At 62.8% G+C, this 18,816-nt stretch carries 9 protein-coding genes and 1 pseudogene; all 10 read left to right on the top strand.

The annotated features are described in order from the left end of the window. The first annotated feature begins 9 nt into the window (after positions 1-9). The 10 genes and pseudogenes from QN222_RS12580 to QN222_RS12625 all read left to right on the top strand — a co-directional run bounded on the left by QN222_RS12580 (position 10) and on the right by QN222_RS12625 (position 18,812). Positions 10-1,044: an aldo/keto reductase gene (locus QN222_RS12580; RefSeq protein ID WP_283962558.1), complete on the top strand. Its 1,035-nt coding sequence runs from the start codon at positions 10-12 to the stop codon at positions 1,042-1,044. Between the two features lie 114 nt (positions 1,045-1,158). Next, positions 1,159-4,485 carry a transglutaminase family protein gene (locus tag QN222_RS12585; protein WP_283962557.1) on the top strand — a complete coding sequence of 1,109 codons (3,327 nt, stop codon included), beginning with the start codon at positions 1,159-1,161 and terminating at the stop codon, positions 4,483-4,485. Positions 4,486-4,548: 63 nt separating this feature from the next. Next, a pseudogene (locus tag QN222_RS12590) lies at positions 4,549-6,894 on the top strand (circularly permuted type 2 ATP-grasp protein); the annotation flags it as partial. Between the two features lie 180 nt (positions 6,895-7,074). Next, positions 7,075-7,953: a transglutaminase family protein gene (locus QN222_RS12595; RefSeq protein ID WP_283962555.1), complete on the top strand. Its 879-nt coding sequence runs from the start codon at positions 7,075-7,077 to the stop codon at positions 7,951-7,953. Positions 7,954-8,128: 175 nt separating this feature from the next. Next, entirely contained in the window at positions 8,129-9,394 is a 1,266-nt protein-coding gene (locus QN222_RS12600) for a TadE/TadG family protein (RefSeq protein WP_283962554.1), read from the top strand. A 183-nt stretch (positions 9,395-9,577) separates the two neighbouring features. Beyond that, a complete protein-coding gene (locus QN222_RS12605; protein ID WP_283962587.1) occupies positions 9,578-12,040 on the top strand; it encodes a glycogen/starch/alpha-glucan phosphorylase in 2,463 nt (820 codons plus the stop codon). Then, a complete protein-coding gene (gene glgB / locus QN222_RS12610) occupies positions 12,037-14,247 on the top strand; it encodes a 1,4-alpha-glucan branching protein GlgB (protein ID WP_283962553.1) in 2,211 nt (736 codons plus the stop codon). The genes QN222_RS12605 and glgB overlap by 4 nt, the downstream gene beginning before the upstream one ends. 219 nt (positions 14,248-14,466) lie before the next feature. Next, positions 14,467-15,729 carry a glucose-1-phosphate adenylyltransferase gene (gene glgC, locus QN222_RS12615; protein WP_180939091.1) on the top strand — a complete coding sequence of 421 codons (1,263 nt, stop codon included), beginning with the start codon at positions 14,467-14,469 and terminating at the stop codon, positions 15,727-15,729. Between the two features lie 6 nt (positions 15,730-15,735). Further along, the gene (gene glgA, locus QN222_RS12620; RefSeq protein WP_283962552.1) at positions 15,736-17,178 is read left to right on the top strand and encodes a glycogen synthase GlgA; all 1,443 of its coding nucleotides are present in this window, start codon (positions 15,736-15,738) and stop codon (positions 17,176-17,178) included. 5 nt (positions 17,179-17,183) lie between these two features. Further along, a complete protein-coding gene (locus QN222_RS12625; RefSeq protein WP_284005456.1) occupies positions 17,184-18,812 on the top strand; it encodes an alpha-D-glucose phosphate-specific phosphoglucomutase in 1,629 nt (542 codons plus the stop codon). Positions 18,813-18,816: the final 4 nt, after the last annotated feature.

Below are 18,816 nucleotides of genomic sequence, written 5' to 3' on the forward strand. Positions count from 1 at the left end.
GTTTGCGAAATGGAGTATCGACGGCTTGGCTCATCCGGCCTGAAGGTTCCGGCACTGAGCTTTGGCGCAGGCACGTTCGGCGGCAAGGGTCCGCTATTCGGCGCCTGGGGCGCGACGGACGACGCGGAAGCGCGCCGGCTTGTCGATATCTGCCTCGAGGCCGGCGTCAACCTCTTCGACACGGCGGATGTTTATTCGGATGGCGCCTCGGAGGAAGTGCTCGGCGCGGCGATCAAGGGCCGCCGAGAAAAGACGATCCTTTCCACCAAGATGTCGCTGCCGACAGGCGATGGCCCGAACGACGCCGGCTCATCCCGCTCGCGTCTCATCCACGGTGTCGAAGCGGCGCTGAAGCGTCTCGGAACCGACTATATCGACCTCATGCAGTTGCATGCCTTCGACGCCGGAACGCCGATCGAAGAGGTGCTCTCGACCCTCGACGTCTTGGTTCGTGCTGGCAAGCTCCGCTATGTCGGCGTCTCCAACTTCTCCGGCTGGCAACTGATGAAATCGCTCGCGCTCGCCGAGAGGCATGGATATCCCCGCTACGTCGCTAACCAGGTCTACTATTCACTTGTCGGGCGTGACTACGAATGGGAACTGATGCCGCTCGGTCTCGACCAGGGTGTCGGGGCGCTTGTCTGGAGTCCGCTGGGCTGGGGTCGGCTGACCGGCAAGATCCGCCGCGGCCAGCCGTGGCCGGCCGGAAGCCGGCTGCACGACACGGCCTCCTTCGGACCGCCGGTCGACGATGAAAAGCTCTACGACATCGTCGAAGTCCTCGATGCTCTGGCAGACGAAACCGGCAGGACCGTGCCGCAGATCGCCATCAACTGGCTTCTGCAGCGGCCGACCGTTTCGAGCGTCATCGTCGGCGCCCGCAACGAAGAGCAGCTCCGGCAAAACCTCGGCGCTGTCGGCTGGTCGCTCTCTGCCGGCCAGCTGGCGCGCCTCGATAAGGTGAGTGCAATGACGGCGCCATACCCCCATTTCCCCTACTACCGGCAGGAAGGCTTCGCCCGCATCAATCCTCCGCCGGTCTGAGCGGGCGACGCCCGGGATTCACGCCCCTGCTTTCGGCTTGCTTTCTTTCTTCGCATTGCACAAAATTCCCCGTGAATGGCCGGCAACGGACCGGCCATCGAGGGGAAAATCTGCATGTCGATCAAGGCCAGTATCTACCACCTCACGCACTATACCTACGACCGCCCGGTAAGCCTCACGCCGCAGATCATCCGGCTGAAACCGGCCGCGCATTCGAAGACCAAGGTCATCAGCCACTCGCTGAAAGTCTCGCCTGCCAACCATTTCGTCAATTTGCAGCAGGACCCCTACGGCAACTATCTTGCCCGCTACGTCTTTCCCGATCCCGTGACGGAATTGAAGATCGAGGTGGACCTGGTCGCCGACATGACCGTCTACAACCCGTTCGATTTCTTCGTAGAGGAAGAAGCGGAGCACTGGCCTTTCCGTTATCCCGAGGACTTGAGCGAAGACCTGAAGATCTACATGGCGCCGGAGCCGACCGGGCCGAGGCTTTCGGCATTCATGGAGAGCATCGACCGGTCACGCCAGCGCACCATCGACAAGATCGTCGCCCTCAACACGCGGCTGCAGAAGGAAATCGGCTATGTCATCCGCATGGAACCGGGCGTCCAGTCGCCGGAAGAGACGCTCGGCACCGCCAGGGGCTCATGCCGCGATTCCAGTTGGCTGCTGGTGCAGATCCTCCGCAATCTCGGCTTTGCCGCCCGCTTCGTCTCCGGCTATCTCATTCAGCTAAGGCCGGACCTGAAAGCCCTCGACGGCCCCTCCGGCACCGAATACGACTTCACCGATCTTCACGCCTGGGCCGAGGTCTATCTTCCGGGTGCCGGCTGGATCGGGCTCGATCCGACGTCAGGTCTCTTGACCGGAGAGAGCCACATTCCGCTGGCCGCCACCCCGCATTATCGTAACGCCGCGCCGATATCCGGCGAGTTCTTCGGTGGCCCGGACACGAGAACCGATTTCGCCTTCGACATGAAGGTTGCTCGTGTCGCCGAACATCCGCGCATCACCAAGCCCTTTTCCGACGAAAGCTGGGAAGCGCTGAATGCGCTCGGTGATGAGGTCGATCGCGAGCTGGCGGAAAACGACGTGCGCCTGACCATGGGCGGCGAGCCGACCTTCGTCTCGATCGACGATTTCGAGTCCGACGAATGGAACACCGCCGCGGTCGGCCCGACGAAACGCGAGAAGGCGGATGCGCTCATCCGCCGCCTGCGCGAGCGCTTCGCGCCGGGCGGATTCCTGCATTACGGGCAGGGCAAGTGGTATCCGGGCGAAAGCCTGCCGCGCTGGACCTTTTCGCTCTACTGGCGCAAGGACGGCGTGCCGATCTGGCGCCAGCCCAATCTGATCGCAGAGGAAAACGGCCGGCACGAGATCACCGAGCGGGACGCCGAGCGCCTGCTCGTCGCGATTGCCGGCGAACTCGACGTCGACGCAGACATGGTCGTTCCGGCCTATGAGGACCCGGCCGAGTGGATCGTCAAGGAAGCAAACCTTCCGGACAACGTCGATCCTTCCAATTCGCAACTCAAGGATCCGGAAGAGCGCAGCCGCCTCGCCCGCGTCTTCGAACGCGGGCTCACGACCCCGACGGGCTACGTTCTGCCGGTGCAGGCCTGGAATGCGCGTGCGAGCGACCGGCGGTGGATGAGCGAGAAATGGAAGACCCGGCGCGGCCGGATTTTCCTCGTGCCCGGTGACAGCCCGGTCGGCTATCGCCTGCCGCTCGGCTCGCTCCCCCATATCGCGCCGTCTGCCTATCCTTATATCAATCCGGTGGATCCGGCAGTTTCGCGTGGCGACCTGCCGGATTTCAGCGAGAGCCGGGGCCGTGTGCAGCCGTCGCGTTTCCAACCGTCCGAGGAGCCGCCGACGCCGTTGCCGCCCGCTCGCGACGAGATCGACGGCGCTGTCCGCACCGCGATCAGCGTGGAACCGCGCGACGGCCGGCTTTGCGTCTTCATGCCGCCGACCACGAGCATCGAGGAATATCTCGATCTCATCGCCTCGGCCGAGCGGGCCGCCGCCGCGCTCGGCATGCCGGTACATATCGAAGGCTATGCGCCGCCGCAGGATGAGCGCATCAACGTCATCCGCGTCGCTCCGGATCCCGGCGTGATCGAGGTCAACATTCACCCGGCAGCGAACTGGCGGGAATGCGTCGACATCACTACGGCGATCTACGAGGAGGCCCGCCAGAGCCGGCTCGGCACCGACAAGTTCATGATCGACGGGCGCCACACCGGAACGCGTGGCGGCAATCACGTGGTTGTCGGTGGACGCAGCCCCAACGACAGCCCGTTCCTGCGCCGGCCGGATCTTCTGAAGAGCATCGTGCTTCACTGGCAGCGCCACCCCTCGCTCTCCTATCTCTTTTCCGGCCTCTTCATCGGGCCGACCAGCCAGGCGCCGCGCATCGACGAGGCGCGCCACGATTCGCTCTATGAGCTGGAGATTGCGCTCGCACAGGTACCGCCGCCCGGCGGCGATCGCCCGGCTCCCTTGCCATGGCTGGTGGACCGCCTCTTCCGTAACCTGCTTGTCGATGTCACCGGCAATACCCATCGCTCCGAAATCTGCATCGACAAGCTCTTCTCACCGGACGGACCGACCGGGCGGCTCGGGCTGATCGAATTCCGCGGTTTCGAGATGCCGCCGAACGCGCGCATGTCGCTCGCCCAGCAATTGCTCGTCCGCGCGCTCATCGCCCGCTTCTGGAAGAGCCCGATCGATGGCGGCTTCGTGCGTTGGGGCACAGTCCTGCATGATCGCTTCATGCTGCCGCACCATGTCTGGCAGGATTTTCTCGATGTGCTTGCCGACCTGCGCACCCACGGCTTCGATTTGAGGCCCGAATGGTTCGAGGCACAGCTCGAATTCCGTTTCCCGTTCTGCGGCGAGGTGGAATATGAAGAGGCGAAGCTCGAACTGCGACAGGCCCTCGAACCCTGGCACGTGATGGGAGAACATGGCGCGATCGGCGGCACAGTGCGTTTTGTCGATTCCTCGGTGGAGCGATTGCAGGTCAAGCTCGAAACCGCCAATCCGGATCGCTACACCGTTTCCTGCAATGGCCGTCTCGTGCCGCTGACACGGACCGGGAAAGGTGGCGTGGCCGTCGCGGGCGTGCGTTACAAGGCCTGGCAGCCCGCCACCGGCCTGCATCCGGTCCTGCCGGTCAACACTCCCCTCACATTCGATATTTATGATACATGGTCGAATCGGGCGATCGGCGGCTGCGTCTATCATGTGGCGCATCCCGGCGGGCGCAACTATGAGACATTTCCGGTCAACGGCAACGAGGCGGAAGCGCGCCGCCTGGCACGCTTCGAGCCCTGGGGCCACACCACCGGCGGGTATCGGCTTCAACCCGAGGCCCCGCCGGCGGAATTTCCGCTGACGCTCGACCTGAGACGTCCGGCAGGAGTGTAGATGGCGAAGAAACAGACGGCAGAGGCGGAAGAGAAGCATCGGCTCGACGGCGACCCGGTATCCGGCTATCGCGCCCTTCCGGGAATCGCCGACGAGATGCTCGATCGCGACGGCAATGTCCGGCCGGTTTGGCAGCCGCTTCTCTCGGCCCTCGGCCGCATGGACGAAACGGATCTCGCCAACCGCTTCGCCCGCGCCGATCGCTATTTGCGCGACGCCGGCGTTTTCTATCGGGCCTATGGCGGCCGGGAGAATTCGGAACGAAGCTGGCCGCTGTCCCACATCCCCGTCCTGATCGACGAGGCGGAATGGGCCGTCGTTTCGCAAGGGCTGATCCAGCGTGCCGAACTGCTCGAGCGCGTGGTCGCCGATATCTATGGCGAAAACCGGCTGGTCCAGGAGGGCCTGTTACCCCCCGCGCTCGTCGCCTCCAATCCGGAGTTCCTGCGCCCGCTGGTCGGTGTCAAACCCGCCGACGGACATTTCCTGCACTTCTGCTCCTTCGAGATCGGACGCGGGCCGGACGGCAATTGGTGGGTGCTTTCCGACCGGACCGAAGCTCCATCCGGGGCCGGGTTCGCACTGGAAAACCGCGTTGCGACGACACGCGCCTTTTCCGACCTCTATGCCGAAACCCACGTCCACCGACTAGCGGGCTTCTTCGGCGCCTTCCGCGATACGCTGCAAGCTCGAAAGCAACATCCGGACGATCGAATTGCCGTCCTTTCGCCCGGCATTGCCAATGAGACCTATTTCGAGCACGCCTATATCGCCCGCTACCTCGGCTTCATGCTGCTGGAAGGCGAGGACCTGACGGTGGTCGGCGGCCGCGTCATGGTGCGCACGGTTGCCGGTCTCAAGCCTATCGGCGTGCTCTGGCGCCGCCTCGACGCGGCTTTCGCCGATCCGCTCGAACTCAACCAATCCTCCCATATCGGCACGCCCGGCATTGTCGAGGCGTTGAGGGCCGGCTCCGTCTCGATCGTCAACGCGCTCGGCTCGGGCATCGTCGAGAGCCGCGCCTTTCTCGCCTTCATGCCGGCGATCTGCCGTCACCTGCTCGGCGAGGAGCAAAAGCTGCCGTCGATCGCCACCTGGTGGTGCGGGCAGCAGGCCGAACGCGACAATGTCGCCGGCAATGTCGAGCGCATGGTGATCGGCCCCGCCTATTCGACCCGCCCCTTCTTCGACGACAACGGACAGTCGGTCCTCGGCACGTCACTGTGCGAGGGTGGCACGTCGGTTTCGGAATGGCTCGGAACCGGTGGCGGCAAGCTGGTCGGCCAGGAGGTCGTCACACTGTCGACGACCCCTGCCTGGGTGCGCGGCCGGCTGACGCCGCGGCCGATGAGCTTGCGGGTCTTTGCCGCGCGCACACGCGACGGCTGGCAGATCATGCCGGGCGGTTTTGCGCGCATCGGCTCGGGCGACGACGTGGCGGCGATCGCGATGAAGGCGGGCGGCACGGCCGCCGATGTCTGGATCGTCAGCAACAAGCCGGTCGAGTACACGACGCTGCTCCCGGCCGAAGAGAGCTTCACGCGCAACATGCCGGGCAGCCTGCCGAGCCGCGCGGCGGACAACCTCTTCTGGCTCGGCCGCTATATCGAGCGGGCGGAAGGCGCTCTCAGGATCCTGCGCGCCTGGCACGGACGCTTCGCCCAAGCCGCCGACCCCAACATGCCGCTTTTGAAGGACGTCACCGACTATCTGGCGGCTCTCGATATCAACACGCGGCAACCGGTCCCCGACAGCCTGCTTGCCAATATCGACAGCGCGCTCGTCAGCGCCGGCAATATCCGCGACCGGTTCTCGCCCGACGGGTGGCTGGCTCTCAACGATCTGTCGAGGACGGCGCGGAAGTTCCGCGCGACGGTGCAGGCCGGGGACGACGCCACGCATGCGATGACCATTTTGTTGCGCAAGCTTGCGGGCTTTGCCGGCCTCGTTCACGAAAACATGTACCGCTTCACCGGCTGGCGGTTCCTGTCGATCGGTCGCTACATCGAGCGTGGCCTTCACATGACCCGCCTGCTTGGGCACATGTCGGGACCTGAAGCTCCGGACGGCGCCTATGACATGCTGCTCGAGATCGGCGACAGCGTCATGACCCACCGCCGCCGCTACAACGTCAACACGGCAGCACTGACCGTCACCGACCTGCTCGCCCTCGATCCGCTCAATCCGCGCTCGGTTCTTTATCAGTTGAACGAGATCAAGACCGAGGTGGAGCTGTTGCCGAACGCGTTCGTCAACGGTCAGATGTCACCCTTCTACCGCGAGACGATGCGGCTTCATTCCGGCCTTGCGGTGATGACGCCGGAGGCAATGACCGCGACCGTTTACAAGCAGCTGGAACGGGACCTCGAGAAGCTTTCGAACCTGCTCGCACAAACCTATCTCGGCTAGAGCGCTGCGCGTTCAAATGAACGCGCAAAGCGCGCTCTAGCAATTTGAATCTAGAGCATATTTTCTGCTTTCAGTGCTTCCACTCGAAAGCAGGATGCTCTAGAGCAGGATGAGAAAAAGTGTAGGCGGTCTTTCACGCGCATCCCACTCCAACCTGTTGGAAACGAAGGGCACGGCCTGATGCTCTACGACATCAACCTGAAGATTACCTATGGCTACGAGGTCCCGGTCGCCGGCGGACGCCATCTCGTACGGGTGCTGCCGGCCTCAATCCCCGGTCGTCAACGGCTTGTCGTCGGGTCGATAAGCTGCCAGCCGACCCCCGGTGAACGGGTTGAAAGCGTGGATTTCTTTGCCAATCCGACCACGTCGATCCTTTTCCGTTCGGTGCATGACAGCCTCGCCATTCGCATGCAGGCACGCGTCCAGGTGGAAGCGCAGGCGCTCACCGCCGACCTCACGCCGCCTCTTGCGGGTCTTCCAGCACAGCTCGCCGCTTGCTGGTCGGTCGATGCCCAGTCCCCGCACCATTTCGTCGGGCCGAGCCCGCTCCTGCCGGACGCCCCGGAGATCGCTGCCTACGCACGCGCGATCGCCGACGAGGGAATGACCGTGCGGCAGATCGGGACGGCAATCTGCGAGCGCGTCCACCACGATTTCGCCTATGACACCGAAGCAACGACCGTGAACACGACGGCCGCGGAAGCCTTCAAGCTCAAGCGCGGTGTCTGCCAGGACTTCACCCATGTGATGATCGTCGCTCTTCGCAGCCTCGGCATCCCGGCAGGCTATGTCAGCGGATTCCTCAGGACCTTGCCGCCACCAGGCAAGGAACGGCTGGAAGGCGCCGACGCGATGCATGCCTGGGTTCGCTTCTGGTGTGGCAGCGCGGGCGGCTGGATTGAACTCGACCCGACGAACAATATTCCGGCCGGCACGGATCACATCGTCGTAGGCCACGGCCGTGACTATGGCGACGTCGCGCCCGTCATCGGCATACTCAAGAGCTATGGCAGCCATACGACCGAACAGGCCGTGGACGTCATTCCCGTCGGCTGATCCGAATTGGTACAGCCGGGTCCCGTTTCCGGACAACCAACCGCGGGGAAATCGTTTGAAAGCACGGATTTCCTCCGAAATTCATTAAAATTCAAACAATTACCTGAACGAGATTGTAATCCATCGCCGCTAATGTCGCGCCAAGCTCGCAATGTATTGCTTGGGGTGTGCAAAGATGGGAAGACGATCCATGGTAAGCCGGTCCTTCGGCATGATGCTGAAGGACCGCGGCGGCAATTTCGGAATGATGACGGCGCTGGTGGCGCCGCTGCTACTGGCAGCGGGCGGTGTTTCCATCGACATGGCCAACATGCTGATGACCAAGAACCAGTTGCAGGACGCCACCGATGCCGCAGCGCTCGCCGCCGCTTCCGCGCTTGTCTCCAACGAACAGCCCAACATCGACTCCGCCAAGGCAATCGCCCGCAAATTCCTGAAGGCGCAGATGGCAAGCTCGGGCTCGGCGGATACCCCGGCCGAGGGCTCGCAACCTGAAACGGCGACCGCGCAGTCTGCGGACAGCGCAGCGGCCGTTGCCGAGGAGCCGAATTGGGACGATATCAATACCTCGGAGGTGAACATCACCGAGACACCCAACGGCGTGAAGGGGAAGTCCTTCAAGGTTTCGATCGTCAACAAGCACCGGATCGAGTTCAACGCGATGACGCGCCTCCTGGGCACGGATTCGATTGAGCTCGAAACCCGGGCAACGGCGGAAAGCGCAACCGAGAGCAAGAACGCGCTCTCCATGTATCTCGTGCTCGACCGCTCCGGATCGATGGCCTGGAAGACGAACACGATCGACACGACGAAAGCCAAGTGCCCCAACTACACGGAGGCGAACTGGAGCAAGTACCCGGATCTGAAGGCGACCACCCCGTGCTACATCACGAAGGTCAACGCGCTGAAGACCGCTGCCAGCGACCTGTTCGCCCAGTTGATGCTCGCTGATCCGGAATCAATGTATGTTCGCACCGGGGCGGTTTCCTATAACGCGTCGCAGGACGCCGCCGGCAGCCTCGCCTGGGGAACGACGGGAGCCGCGGCTTATGTCAATGCGCTGGTCGCGACAGGCGGCACTGCCTCGGGCAATGCCTTCAAGACCGCCTACCAGAAGGTGATCGCATCGACGGAAGACACGGCGCACACCAACAAGAACGGCCAGGTCCCGACGAAATACATCGTCTTCATGACCGACGGCGAGAACAACTACGCCAACGACGACACGGTCACCAAGTCCTGGTGCGACACCGCCAAGGCCAACAAGGTCCAGATCTACAGCGTCGCCTTCATGGCGCCTGACCGCGGCAAGGACCTGCTGGAATATTGCGCCTCTTCGACCTCGCATTATTTCGAAGCCGAGGAAGCGGCCGACCTCGTTGCCGCCTTCAAGGCGATCGGCGAACGGGCCTCCGCCATGGTCTCCCGCCTCACGGAATAGTCCGACGCGAAACCGCTCTTTGCATGCCGTCCGGCCTCGCCGGGCGGCATTTTTCGTTCTGCGCAAGTACATGTTGCAAGCGCTTCGGATCGATGCAAAATTGCCTTAACTCCTGGCCGGCGCCGGCCCGCGGCCTTCCCAGACGCAAAAGGCCAAACAGAAAAAGGCATGACAGTTCTTATGATGAATCGGCTCTCCACCTCCGAACTGCCGCAACCCGCACCCAGGTCGTCCGAGCCCGGCCAACTCGCGGTGGAAATCCTCGAACGCCTCAAATACCGCATCGGCAAGGACCCGAAAGTTGCCAAACCGCATGACTGGCTGACGGCTGCCATTCTCGTTGCCCGCGACCGCATCACCGACAAGTGGATGGATTCCACCCGCAAGACCTATGCCACCGGCGCCAAGCGCGTCTATTACCTGTCGCTCGAGTTCCTCATCGGCCGCCTGATGCGCGACGCGATGACGAATATCGGCCTGATGGACGAGATGCGCGACGCGCTGGCGTCGCTCGGCGTCGATATCGACGTGGTCGCGCAACTCGAGCCTGACGCGGCGCTTGGCAACGGCGGCCTCGGCCGGCTTGCCGCCTGCTTCATGGAATCCATGGCGACAGTCGACGTGCCCGCCTACGGCTACGGCATCCGCTACATGCATGGCCTGTTCCGCCAGCAAATGGCCGACGGCTGGCAGGTCGAATTGCCCGAGACGTGGCTGGCCCATGGCAATCCCTGGGAATTCGAACGGCGCGAAAGCTCCTATGAAATCGGCTACGGCGGCGTCGTGGAAACCGTCAATATCGACGAGGAAGTTCAGCGTTACGTCTGGAAACCGGCCGAACGCGTCATCGCCACCGCCTTCGACACGCCGGCCGTCGGCTGGCGCGCAAAACGCGTCAACACGCTGCGCCTCTGGACCGCTCAGCCGATCGATCCGATCCTCCTCGAGGCCTTCAACGCCGGCGACCATATCGGCGCGCTGCGCGAAAGCAACAAGGCGGAGAGCCTGACGCGCGTGCTCTATCCGGCCGACGCGACGCCGGCGGGACAGGAACTGCGCCTCCGACAGGAGTATTTCTTCTCTTCCGCCTCGCTGCAGGACATTCTGCGCCGCCACCTGCAGCAATATCCGGACTTCACGTCCTTGCCGGACGCGGTCGCCATCCAGCTCAACGATACCCATCCGGCCGTTTCCGTCGCGGAACTCGTGCGTCTTCTGACCGATGTCCACGGGCTCGATTTCGAGCAGGCCTGGGACATCACCCGCCGCACCTTCGCTTACACCAATCACACGCTGCTGCCGGAAGCGCTGGAAAGCTGGCCGGTGCCGCTCTTTGAACGGTTGCTGCCGCGCCACATGCAGATCGTCTACGCCATCAACGCCAAGATCCTGATCGAGGCGCGCAGGCAGAAGCACGCGACCGACGAGGAGATCCGCAACATTTCGCTGATCGAGGAGACGGGCGAACGGCGCGTGCGCATGGGCAACCTCGCCTTTGTCGGCTCGCATTCGATCAACGGCGTCTCGGCGTTGCACACCGAGCTGATGAAAGAAACGGTCTTTGCCGATCTGCACCGGCTCTATCCCGAGCGCATCAACAACAAGACCAACGGCATTACGCCGCGCCGGTGGCTGATGCAGTGCAATCCCGGCCTGTTCGGCCTCATTCGTGAGGCGATCGGCGACGAGTTCATGGACAACACGGAGGCACTGCAGGCGCTCGATGCCTTTGCCGACAAGGCGGACTTCCAGGAGAGCTTCGCCGCCGTCAAGCGTGCCAACAAGGTGAAACTTGCAAAGCTCATCCAGACAAACCTCGGGATCCGGCTCGATCCCTCGGCGATGTTCGACATCCAGATCAAGCGCATCCACGAATACAAGCGGCAACTCTTGAACATCGTCGAGGCGATCGCTCTCTATGACCAGATGCGCTCGCACCCCGAACTCGACTGGGTGCCGCGGGTCAAGCTCTTTGCCGGCAAAGCGGCGCCGAGCTACCACAACGCCAAGCTGATCATCAAACTCGCCAACGATGTCGCCCGCGTCATCAACAACGACCCGGCGGTGCGGGGCCTCCTGAAGATCGTCTTCATTCCGAACTACAACGTGTCGCTCGCCGAAGTGATGGTGCCGGCCGCCGATCTTTCCGAACAGATCTCGACCGCCGGCATGGAGGCCTCCGGCACCGGCAACATGAAATTTGCGCTGAACGGCGCGCTCACCATCGGTACGCTCGACGGCGCCAATGTCGAAATGCGCGACTGGGTCGGCGAGGAAAACATCAAGATCTTCGGCATGACCGCCGAGGAGGTGGCAAAGGCGCGGGCGGAAGGACACAATCCACGCGCCATCATCGAGGGCTCGCGTGAGCTGTCGCAGGCGCTCTCGGCGATCGCCTCGGGCGTATTCTCGCCGGACGACCGCAATCGCTTCTCCGGGCTCGTCGACGGGCTCTACAACCATGACTGGTTCATGGTCGCCGCCGATTTCGAGGCCTATGCGAAGGCACAGCGCGAGATCGATCGGCTCTGGACCAAGCCATCCTCCTGGTACGCTCAGGCGATCCGCAATACCGCGCGCATGGGCTGGTTCTCGTCCGACCGCACGATCCGGCAATATGCCGGGGAAATCTGGAGCGCTGGATGACGGTGTCGCCCGGTAAGGACCCAGCGCACGCTCCGTCCGGTGTGCTGCCAGCGCCGGACATCGCGGCAATACTCTCCGGCACCCACGACAATCCGTTCGCTGTTCTCGGCGTTCATACCGCCGCGAAGAACTATGTTGCACGCTGCTTCATCCCGGGCGCCGAATCCGTGACGGCGGAAACACTCTCCGGCAAGGAGATCGGCACGCTCAACCGACGCGACGACGCGGGCTTCTTCGAGGGCTTCGTGTCTCTGCGCAAGGAGCAGCCCATTCGTTATCGCGCCATCAACAGCGGCGGTGAATGGATCGTTGTCGATCCCTACAGTTTCGGCCCCGTTCTCGGGCCGATGGACGACTATTATATCCGCGAAGGCTCGCATCTCAGGCTCTTCGACAGGATGGGCGCCCATCCGATCGCGCATGACGGCGCGGAAGGCTTCCACTTTGCCGTCTGGGCCCCGAACGCGCGGCGCGTGTCGGTGGTCGGCAGTTTCAACGACTGGGATGGACGCCGGCACGTCATGCGCCTGCGCGCCGACACCGGCATCTGGGAGATATTCATTCCCGACGTGCCGGCTGGCGCGCCGTACAAATATGAGATCCTCGACAGCCAAGGAACGCTCCTGCCGCTGAAGGCGGACCCCTTCGCCCGCCGGTCGGAACTGCGCCCCGATACGGCTTCGATGACGACGGGCGAGATCGAGCAGGTCTGGGAGGACGACGCGCATCGCCGGCATTGGGCCGAGGTGGATCCGCGCCGGCAGCCGATTTCCATATACGAGGTCCACGCCGGCTCGTGGCAGCGGCGCGACAACGGCGAAATGCTCTCCTGGGACGAACTGGCGGACCGGCTCATTCCCTACTGCGTCGACATGGGCTTCACGCACATCGAGTTCCTGCCGATTTCCGAATTTCCGTTCGATCCATCCTGGGGCTATCAGACCACCGGCCTCTACGCGCCGACGGCCCGTTTCGGCGAACCGGAGGGTTTCGCCCGCTTCGTCAACGGCTGCCACAAGGTCGGCATCGGCGTCATCCTCGACTGGGTGCCGGCGCATTTCCCGACAGACGAGCACGGGTTACGCTGGTTCGACGGCACCGCACTCTACGAGCATGCGGACCCACGCCAGGGTTTTCATCCCGACTGGAACACGGCGATCTACAATTTCGGCCGCCAGGAGGTTCTCGCCTATCTCGTCAACAACGCCCTCTATTGGGCGGAGAAGTTCCACGTCGACGGTCTGCGTGTCGATGCGGTCGCCTCGATGCTCTACCTCGACTATTCGCGCAAGTACGGCGAATGGGTGCCGAACGAATACGGCGGCAACGAGAACCTGGAAGCCGTCCGCTTTCTGCAGACGATGAACTCCCGTCTCTACGGCATCCACCAAGGGGTGCTGACGATCGCCGAGGAGTCGACTTCCTGGCCTAAGGTTTCGCATCCGGTTCACGCGGGCGGACTTGGCTTCGGCTTCAAGTGGAACATGGGCTTCATGCACGATACGCTGCAATATCTCATGCGCGAAGCCGTGCACCGGAAGTTCCATCACAACGACATGACCTTCGGCCTGCTTTACGCCTTCAGCGAGAATTTCGTGCTGCCGCTGTCGCATGACGAGGTGGTGCACGGCAAGGGATCGCTGATCGCCAAGATGGCCGGCGACGACTGGCAGAAGTTCGCCAATCTCAGGGCCTATTACGCCTTCATGTGGGGCTATCCGGGCAAGAAGCTCCTCTTCATGGGCCAGGAATTCGCCCAGTGGCGCGAATGGTCGGAGGATCGCGCGCTCGACTGGAACCTGCTCGAATACAACCTCCACGAGGGAATGCGTCGCCTCATACGCGACCTGAACGGCACCTATCGCTCGAAAGCGGCGCTGTATGCGCGCGACTGCGAGGGCGAGGGCTTCGAATGGCTGATCGCCGACGACCGCGAGAATTCCGTCTTCGCCTGGCTCAGGAAAGCGCCAGGAGAGAAGCTCGTCGCGGTCGTCACCAATTTCACGCCGGTCTACCGGGAAAACTACGACATACCGCTTCCGGTCGCGGGACGGTGGAAGGAAATCCTCAACACCGATGCGGAGATCTATGGAGGGAGTGGCAAAGGCAACGGCGGTGCCGTGCATGCGGACCAAAAATCAACGGGAATAACGGTCGCCACCATCACGTTGCCGCCTTTGGCAACACTGATGCTGGAGCAAGACTAGAGCGGGACGAGGGAAAGTGCGAGCGGTTTCCCCGCCCGCATCCCGCTCTAAATTATTGGAATCGATCAGGTTTATGATTGGGTCGATCCGACCCGAAATCATCCGTGATCCAGCGCATTGGTGCGCTGCCGGCGAAGCGAAAAGAACTTGCGTGGGCCGCGAGGCGTCTAAGAAAACCGCCTGGCCGTCCTCGAAGAACAGCGATTTTGGGGAGGACAAATGGTGGAAAAGCGTACACAACCTCTGGCCCGCGATGCCATGGCCTATGTTCTCGCCGGCGGCCGCGGCAGTCGCCTGAAGGAATTGACCGACCGCCGCGCCAAACCGGCCGTCTATTTCGGCGGCAAGGCGCGCATCATCGATTTCGCGCTCTCCAATGCGCTCAATTCCGGTATCCGCCGCATCGGCGTCGCCACCCAATATAAGGCACATTCGCTGATCCGGCATCTGCAGCGCGGCTGGAACTTCTTCCGTCCCGAACGCAACGAGAGCTTCGATATTCTGCCGGCAAGCCAACGTGTTTCCGAAACGCAGTGGTACGAAGGCACGGCCGACGCTGTCTATCAGAACATCGACATCATCGAAGATCACGGTGTCGAGTACATGGTCATCCTCGCCGGCGACCATGTCTACAAGATGGACTATGAACTGATGCTGCAGCAGCACGTCGACTCCGGCGCCGATGTCACGATCGGCTGCCTCGAAGTGCCGCGCATGGAAGCGACCGCCTTCGGCGTCATGCACGTCGACAAGCAGGATCGCATCATCGCCTTCGTCGAGAAGCCGGCTGACCCGCCCGGCATTCCCGACAGCCCGGACCTGGCACTCGCCTCCATGGGCATCTACGTGTTCCACACCAAGTTTCTGATGGACATGCTGCGCCGGGACGCCGCCGACCCGAAGTCGAGCCGCGACTTTGGCAAGGACATCATCCCCTATATTGTCGAGCACGGCAAAGCGGTCGCCCACCGCTTCACCCGCTCCTGCGTCCGGTCGGATTTCGAGCGCGAGGCCTATTGGCGCGACGTCGGCACGATCGATGCCTATTGGCAGGCCAATATCGACCTCACGCACGTGACACCCGAACTCGATATCTATGACAACACCTGGCCGATCTGGACCTTTGCCGAAATCAAGCCACCGGCAAAATTCGTCCATGACGACGAGAATCGCCGCGGCTCGGCGACCTCTTCGCTCGTGTCGGGCGATTGCATCATCTCGGGCGCCGCGCTCAACAGGAGCCTTCTGTTCACCGGCGTCAGGGTCAATTCATACTCCAGACTCGAAAATGCCGTAGTTCTCCCCGACGTGACCATTGGGCGGCATTCGACGCTGCGCAATGTGGTCATCGACAGCCGCGTCGTCATTCCTGAGGGCCTGGTCGTCGGCGACGATCCGGAACTTGACGCCAAGCGCTTCCGCCGCACGGAAACCGGAGTCTGCCTGATCACACAATCGATGATCGACAAGCTGGGAATGTAGCCGCGTATGAACATTCTGTCCGTTGCGTCCGAGGTCTATCCATTGGTCAAGACCGGGGGGCTCGCCGACGTCGTCGGCGCCCTCCCCGCGGCTCTTGTTCCGCACGGCATCCGGACGCGCACGCTGGTGCCCGGCTATCCCGCCGTGCTGCACAAGCTAAAAAAGAAGAAGAAGGTTGGCGGCTTCGACAATCTCTTCGGCCATCCCGCGACGGTGCATTCGGCCGAGCTCGACGGACTGGATCTGCTCGTCCTCGACCAGCCCGCCCTCTATGCCCGCGACGGCGGACCCTATCTCGATCCGACCGGGCGGGATTATCCCGATAATTTCCGCCGTTTCGCCGCACTCTCGCTTGCGGCGGCCGAAATCGCCGGCGACAACATCATCCCCGGCTGGAAGCCGGACCTCGTCCACGTCCATGACTGGCAAACGGCGCTGACCCCGGTCTACATGCACTTCGGCTCGGCGTCGAATATGCCGACGGTGCTCACGATCCACAATATCGCGTTCCAGGGGCAGTTCGGCGCATCGGTTTTTTCCGAGCTCGCGCTGCCGCCGGAGGCCTTCTCCATGCAGTTCATCGAATATTACGGCGATGTCGGCTTCCTGAAAGGCGGCCTGCAGACGGCGACTGCGATCACTACAGTAAGTCCTTCCTACGCACAGGAGATCCTGACGCCGGAATTCGGCATGGGCCTGGAGGGGCTTCTTGCAAGCAGGGTGACGAGCCTGACTGGTATCGTCAACGGCATCGACGCCGACGGATGGGACCCTGAGACCGACCCCCACATCGTGGAGCACTACGGCCCCGCCACGACCAAGCGGCGTGCCGCCAACCGCAAGGCGCTGGAAGAACGCTTCGGGCTGACGAACACCGCTGGCCCGATCTTCTGCGTCATCAGCCGCCTGACCTGGCAAAAGGGGATGGACCTACTGGCCGAAGTGACGGACGATATCGTGGCGCTCGGCGGCAAGCTCGTCGTGCTCGGCTCGGGCGACGCGGCGCTCGAAGGGGCGTTGCTCGCCGCCGCCTCGCGCCATCGCGGCCATATCGGCATGGTGACCGGCTATGACGAACCATTGTCGCATCTCATGCAGGCGGGCGCCGATGCGATCATCATCCCGTCGCGCTTCGAACCCTGCGGGCTTACCCAGCTTTATGGGCTGCGCTACGGCTGCGTCCCGATCGTCGCCCGTACCGGTGGCCTTACCGACACGATCATCGACGCCAATGAGGCTGCGCTTTCGGCCAAGGTCGCCACCGGGTTCCAGTTCAGACCGGTCACCGCCGACGGATTGCGCCTTGCGATCAGGCGCGCCTTCCGTGCATACAGCGAACCGAAAGTGTGGGCTCGCATGCAAAACCAGGGCATGAAGTCCGACGTTTCCTGGGCCAAGAGCGCGGAACGCTATGCCTCGCTCTATTCCGGTCTCCTCGCGAAAGGCTAAGAAAGATGATTAAAACCGTCTCCACCAACCCCTATGGCGATCAGAAACCCGGCACGTCCGGCCTGCGGAAGAAGGTTCCGGTATTCCAGCAGAAGAACTATGCCGAGAACTTCATCCAGTCGATCTTCGATTCGCTCGAAGGCTTCGAGGGCCAGACGCTGGTGATCGGCGGCGACGGCCGCTACTACAATCGCGAAGTCATCCAGAAGGCCATCAAGATGGCGGCCGCGAATGGCTTCGGCCGCGTACTTGTCGGCCGCGGCGGCATCCTGTCGACCCCGGCGGCCTCCAATATCATCCGCAAATACAAGGCCTTCGGCGGCATCGTGCTGTCGGCGAGCCACAATCCCGGCGGCCCGACCGAGGACTTCGGCATCAAATACAATGTCAGCAACGGCGGCCCGGCGCCAGAAAAGGTGACGGATGCGATCTTCGCCCGTACCAAGGTCATCGACAGCTACAAGATCGCGGATGGTGCCGACGTCAATCTGGACCTGGAAAGCTCCCACCAGGTCGAGAATATGACAGTGACGGTCATCGACCCGGTTGCGGACTACGCCGAGCTTATGGAGAGCCTGTTCGACTTCGCCGCGATCCGCAAGTTGATTGCTGGCGGCTTCCGGGTGGTCTTCGATGCGATGAGCGCAGTCACCGGACCCTACGCCAAGGAGATCATCGAGAGGCGGTTGGGAGCGCCGAAAGGCTCGGTGATGAATTTCATACCGCTGCCCGATTTCGGCGGCCACCACCCGGATCCGAACCTCGTGCACGCCCGCGCCCTTTACGAGACGATGATGGCGCCGGACGCTCCCGATTTCGGCGCCGCCTCCGATGGCGATGGAGACCGCAACCTCATTATCGGCAAGGGCATCTTCGTGACGCCTTCGGACAGCCTGGCAATGCTTGCGGCCAATGCGCACCTGGCACCCGGCTACGCCAAGGGACTGGCAGGGATCGCGCGCTCGATGCCGACGAGCGGCGCCGCCGACCGCGTGGCGGAAAAGCTCGGCATCGGCATCTACGAGACGCCGACCGGGTGGAAATTCTTCGGCAACCTGCTCGACGAAGGTCTGGCGACCATCTGTGGCGAAGAAAGTGCCGGCACCGGGTCCAACCATGTGCGCGAGAAGGATGGGCTCTGGGCGGTGCTGCTCTGGCTCAACATCCTTGCCGTGCGCAAGGAAAGCGCACTTGAGATCGCCCGCAAACACTGGGCGACCTATGGCCGCAACTATTATTCGCGCCACGACTACGAAGAGGTCGACACCGACGCGGCGAACGGCCTGATCGGTGCCCTGCGGGACAAGCTGGCCGCCCTCCCGGGCAACAGCTTCGGCGCGCTCACGGTCGAGACGGCCGACGACTTCTCCTATAACGATCCGGTCGACAAATCGGTGAGCAAGAACCAGGGCATCCGCGTCCTGTTCAAGGGCGGGTCGCGTGTCGTCTACCGCCTTTCCGGCACTGGCACATCGGGCGCGACGCTCAGGGTCTATATCGAGCGGTTCGAAGCGGATCCGGCACGTCACGACCTCGACACGCAGGCGGCGCTTGCCGATCTCATCGCCGTGGCCGACGAGATTGCCGAGATCAAGACCCGAACCGGCCGCAACGCACCGAGCGTGATTACCTGAAGCC

The organism is Sinorhizobium sp. 6-70 (genome assembly GCF_030124375.1).
Classification (GTDB): Bacteria; Pseudomonadota; Alphaproteobacteria; order Rhizobiales; family Rhizobiaceae; genus Sinorhizobium.

Excerpts from the sequence above, each read along its gene's own strand:
- QN222_RS12600 (WP_283962554.1), top strand. The coding sequence starts at position 8,129 with ATGGGAAGACGATCCATGGTAAGCCGGTCCTTCGGCATGATGCTGAAG.
- QN222_RS12585 (WP_283962557.1), top strand. The coding sequence starts at position 1,159 with ATGTCGATCAAGGCCAGTATCTACCACCTCACGCACTATACCTACGAC.
- QN222_RS12595 (WP_283962555.1), top strand. The coding sequence starts at position 7,075 with ATGCTCTACGACATCAACCTGAAGATTACCTATGGCTACGAGGTCCCG.
- glgA (WP_283962552.1), top strand. The coding sequence starts at position 15,736 with ATGAACATTCTGTCCGTTGCGTCCGAGGTCTATCCATTGGTCAAGACC.
- glgC (WP_180939091.1), top strand. The coding sequence starts at position 14,467 with ATGGTGGAAAAGCGTACACAACCTCTGGCCCGCGATGCCATGGCCTAT.
- QN222_RS12625 (WP_284005456.1), top strand. The coding sequence starts at position 17,184 with ATGATTAAAACCGTCTCCACCAACCCCTATGGCGATCAGAAACCCGGC.
- QN222_RS12605 (WP_283962587.1), top strand. The coding sequence starts at position 9,578 with ATGAATCGGCTCTCCACCTCCGAACTGCCGCAACCCGCACCCAGGTCG.
- glgB (WP_283962553.1), top strand. The coding sequence starts at position 12,037 with ATGACGGTGTCGCCCGGTAAGGACCCAGCGCACGCTCCGTCCGGTGTG.
- QN222_RS12580 (WP_283962558.1), top strand. The coding sequence starts at position 10 with ATGGAGTATCGACGGCTTGGCTCATCCGGCCTGAAGGTTCCGGCACTG.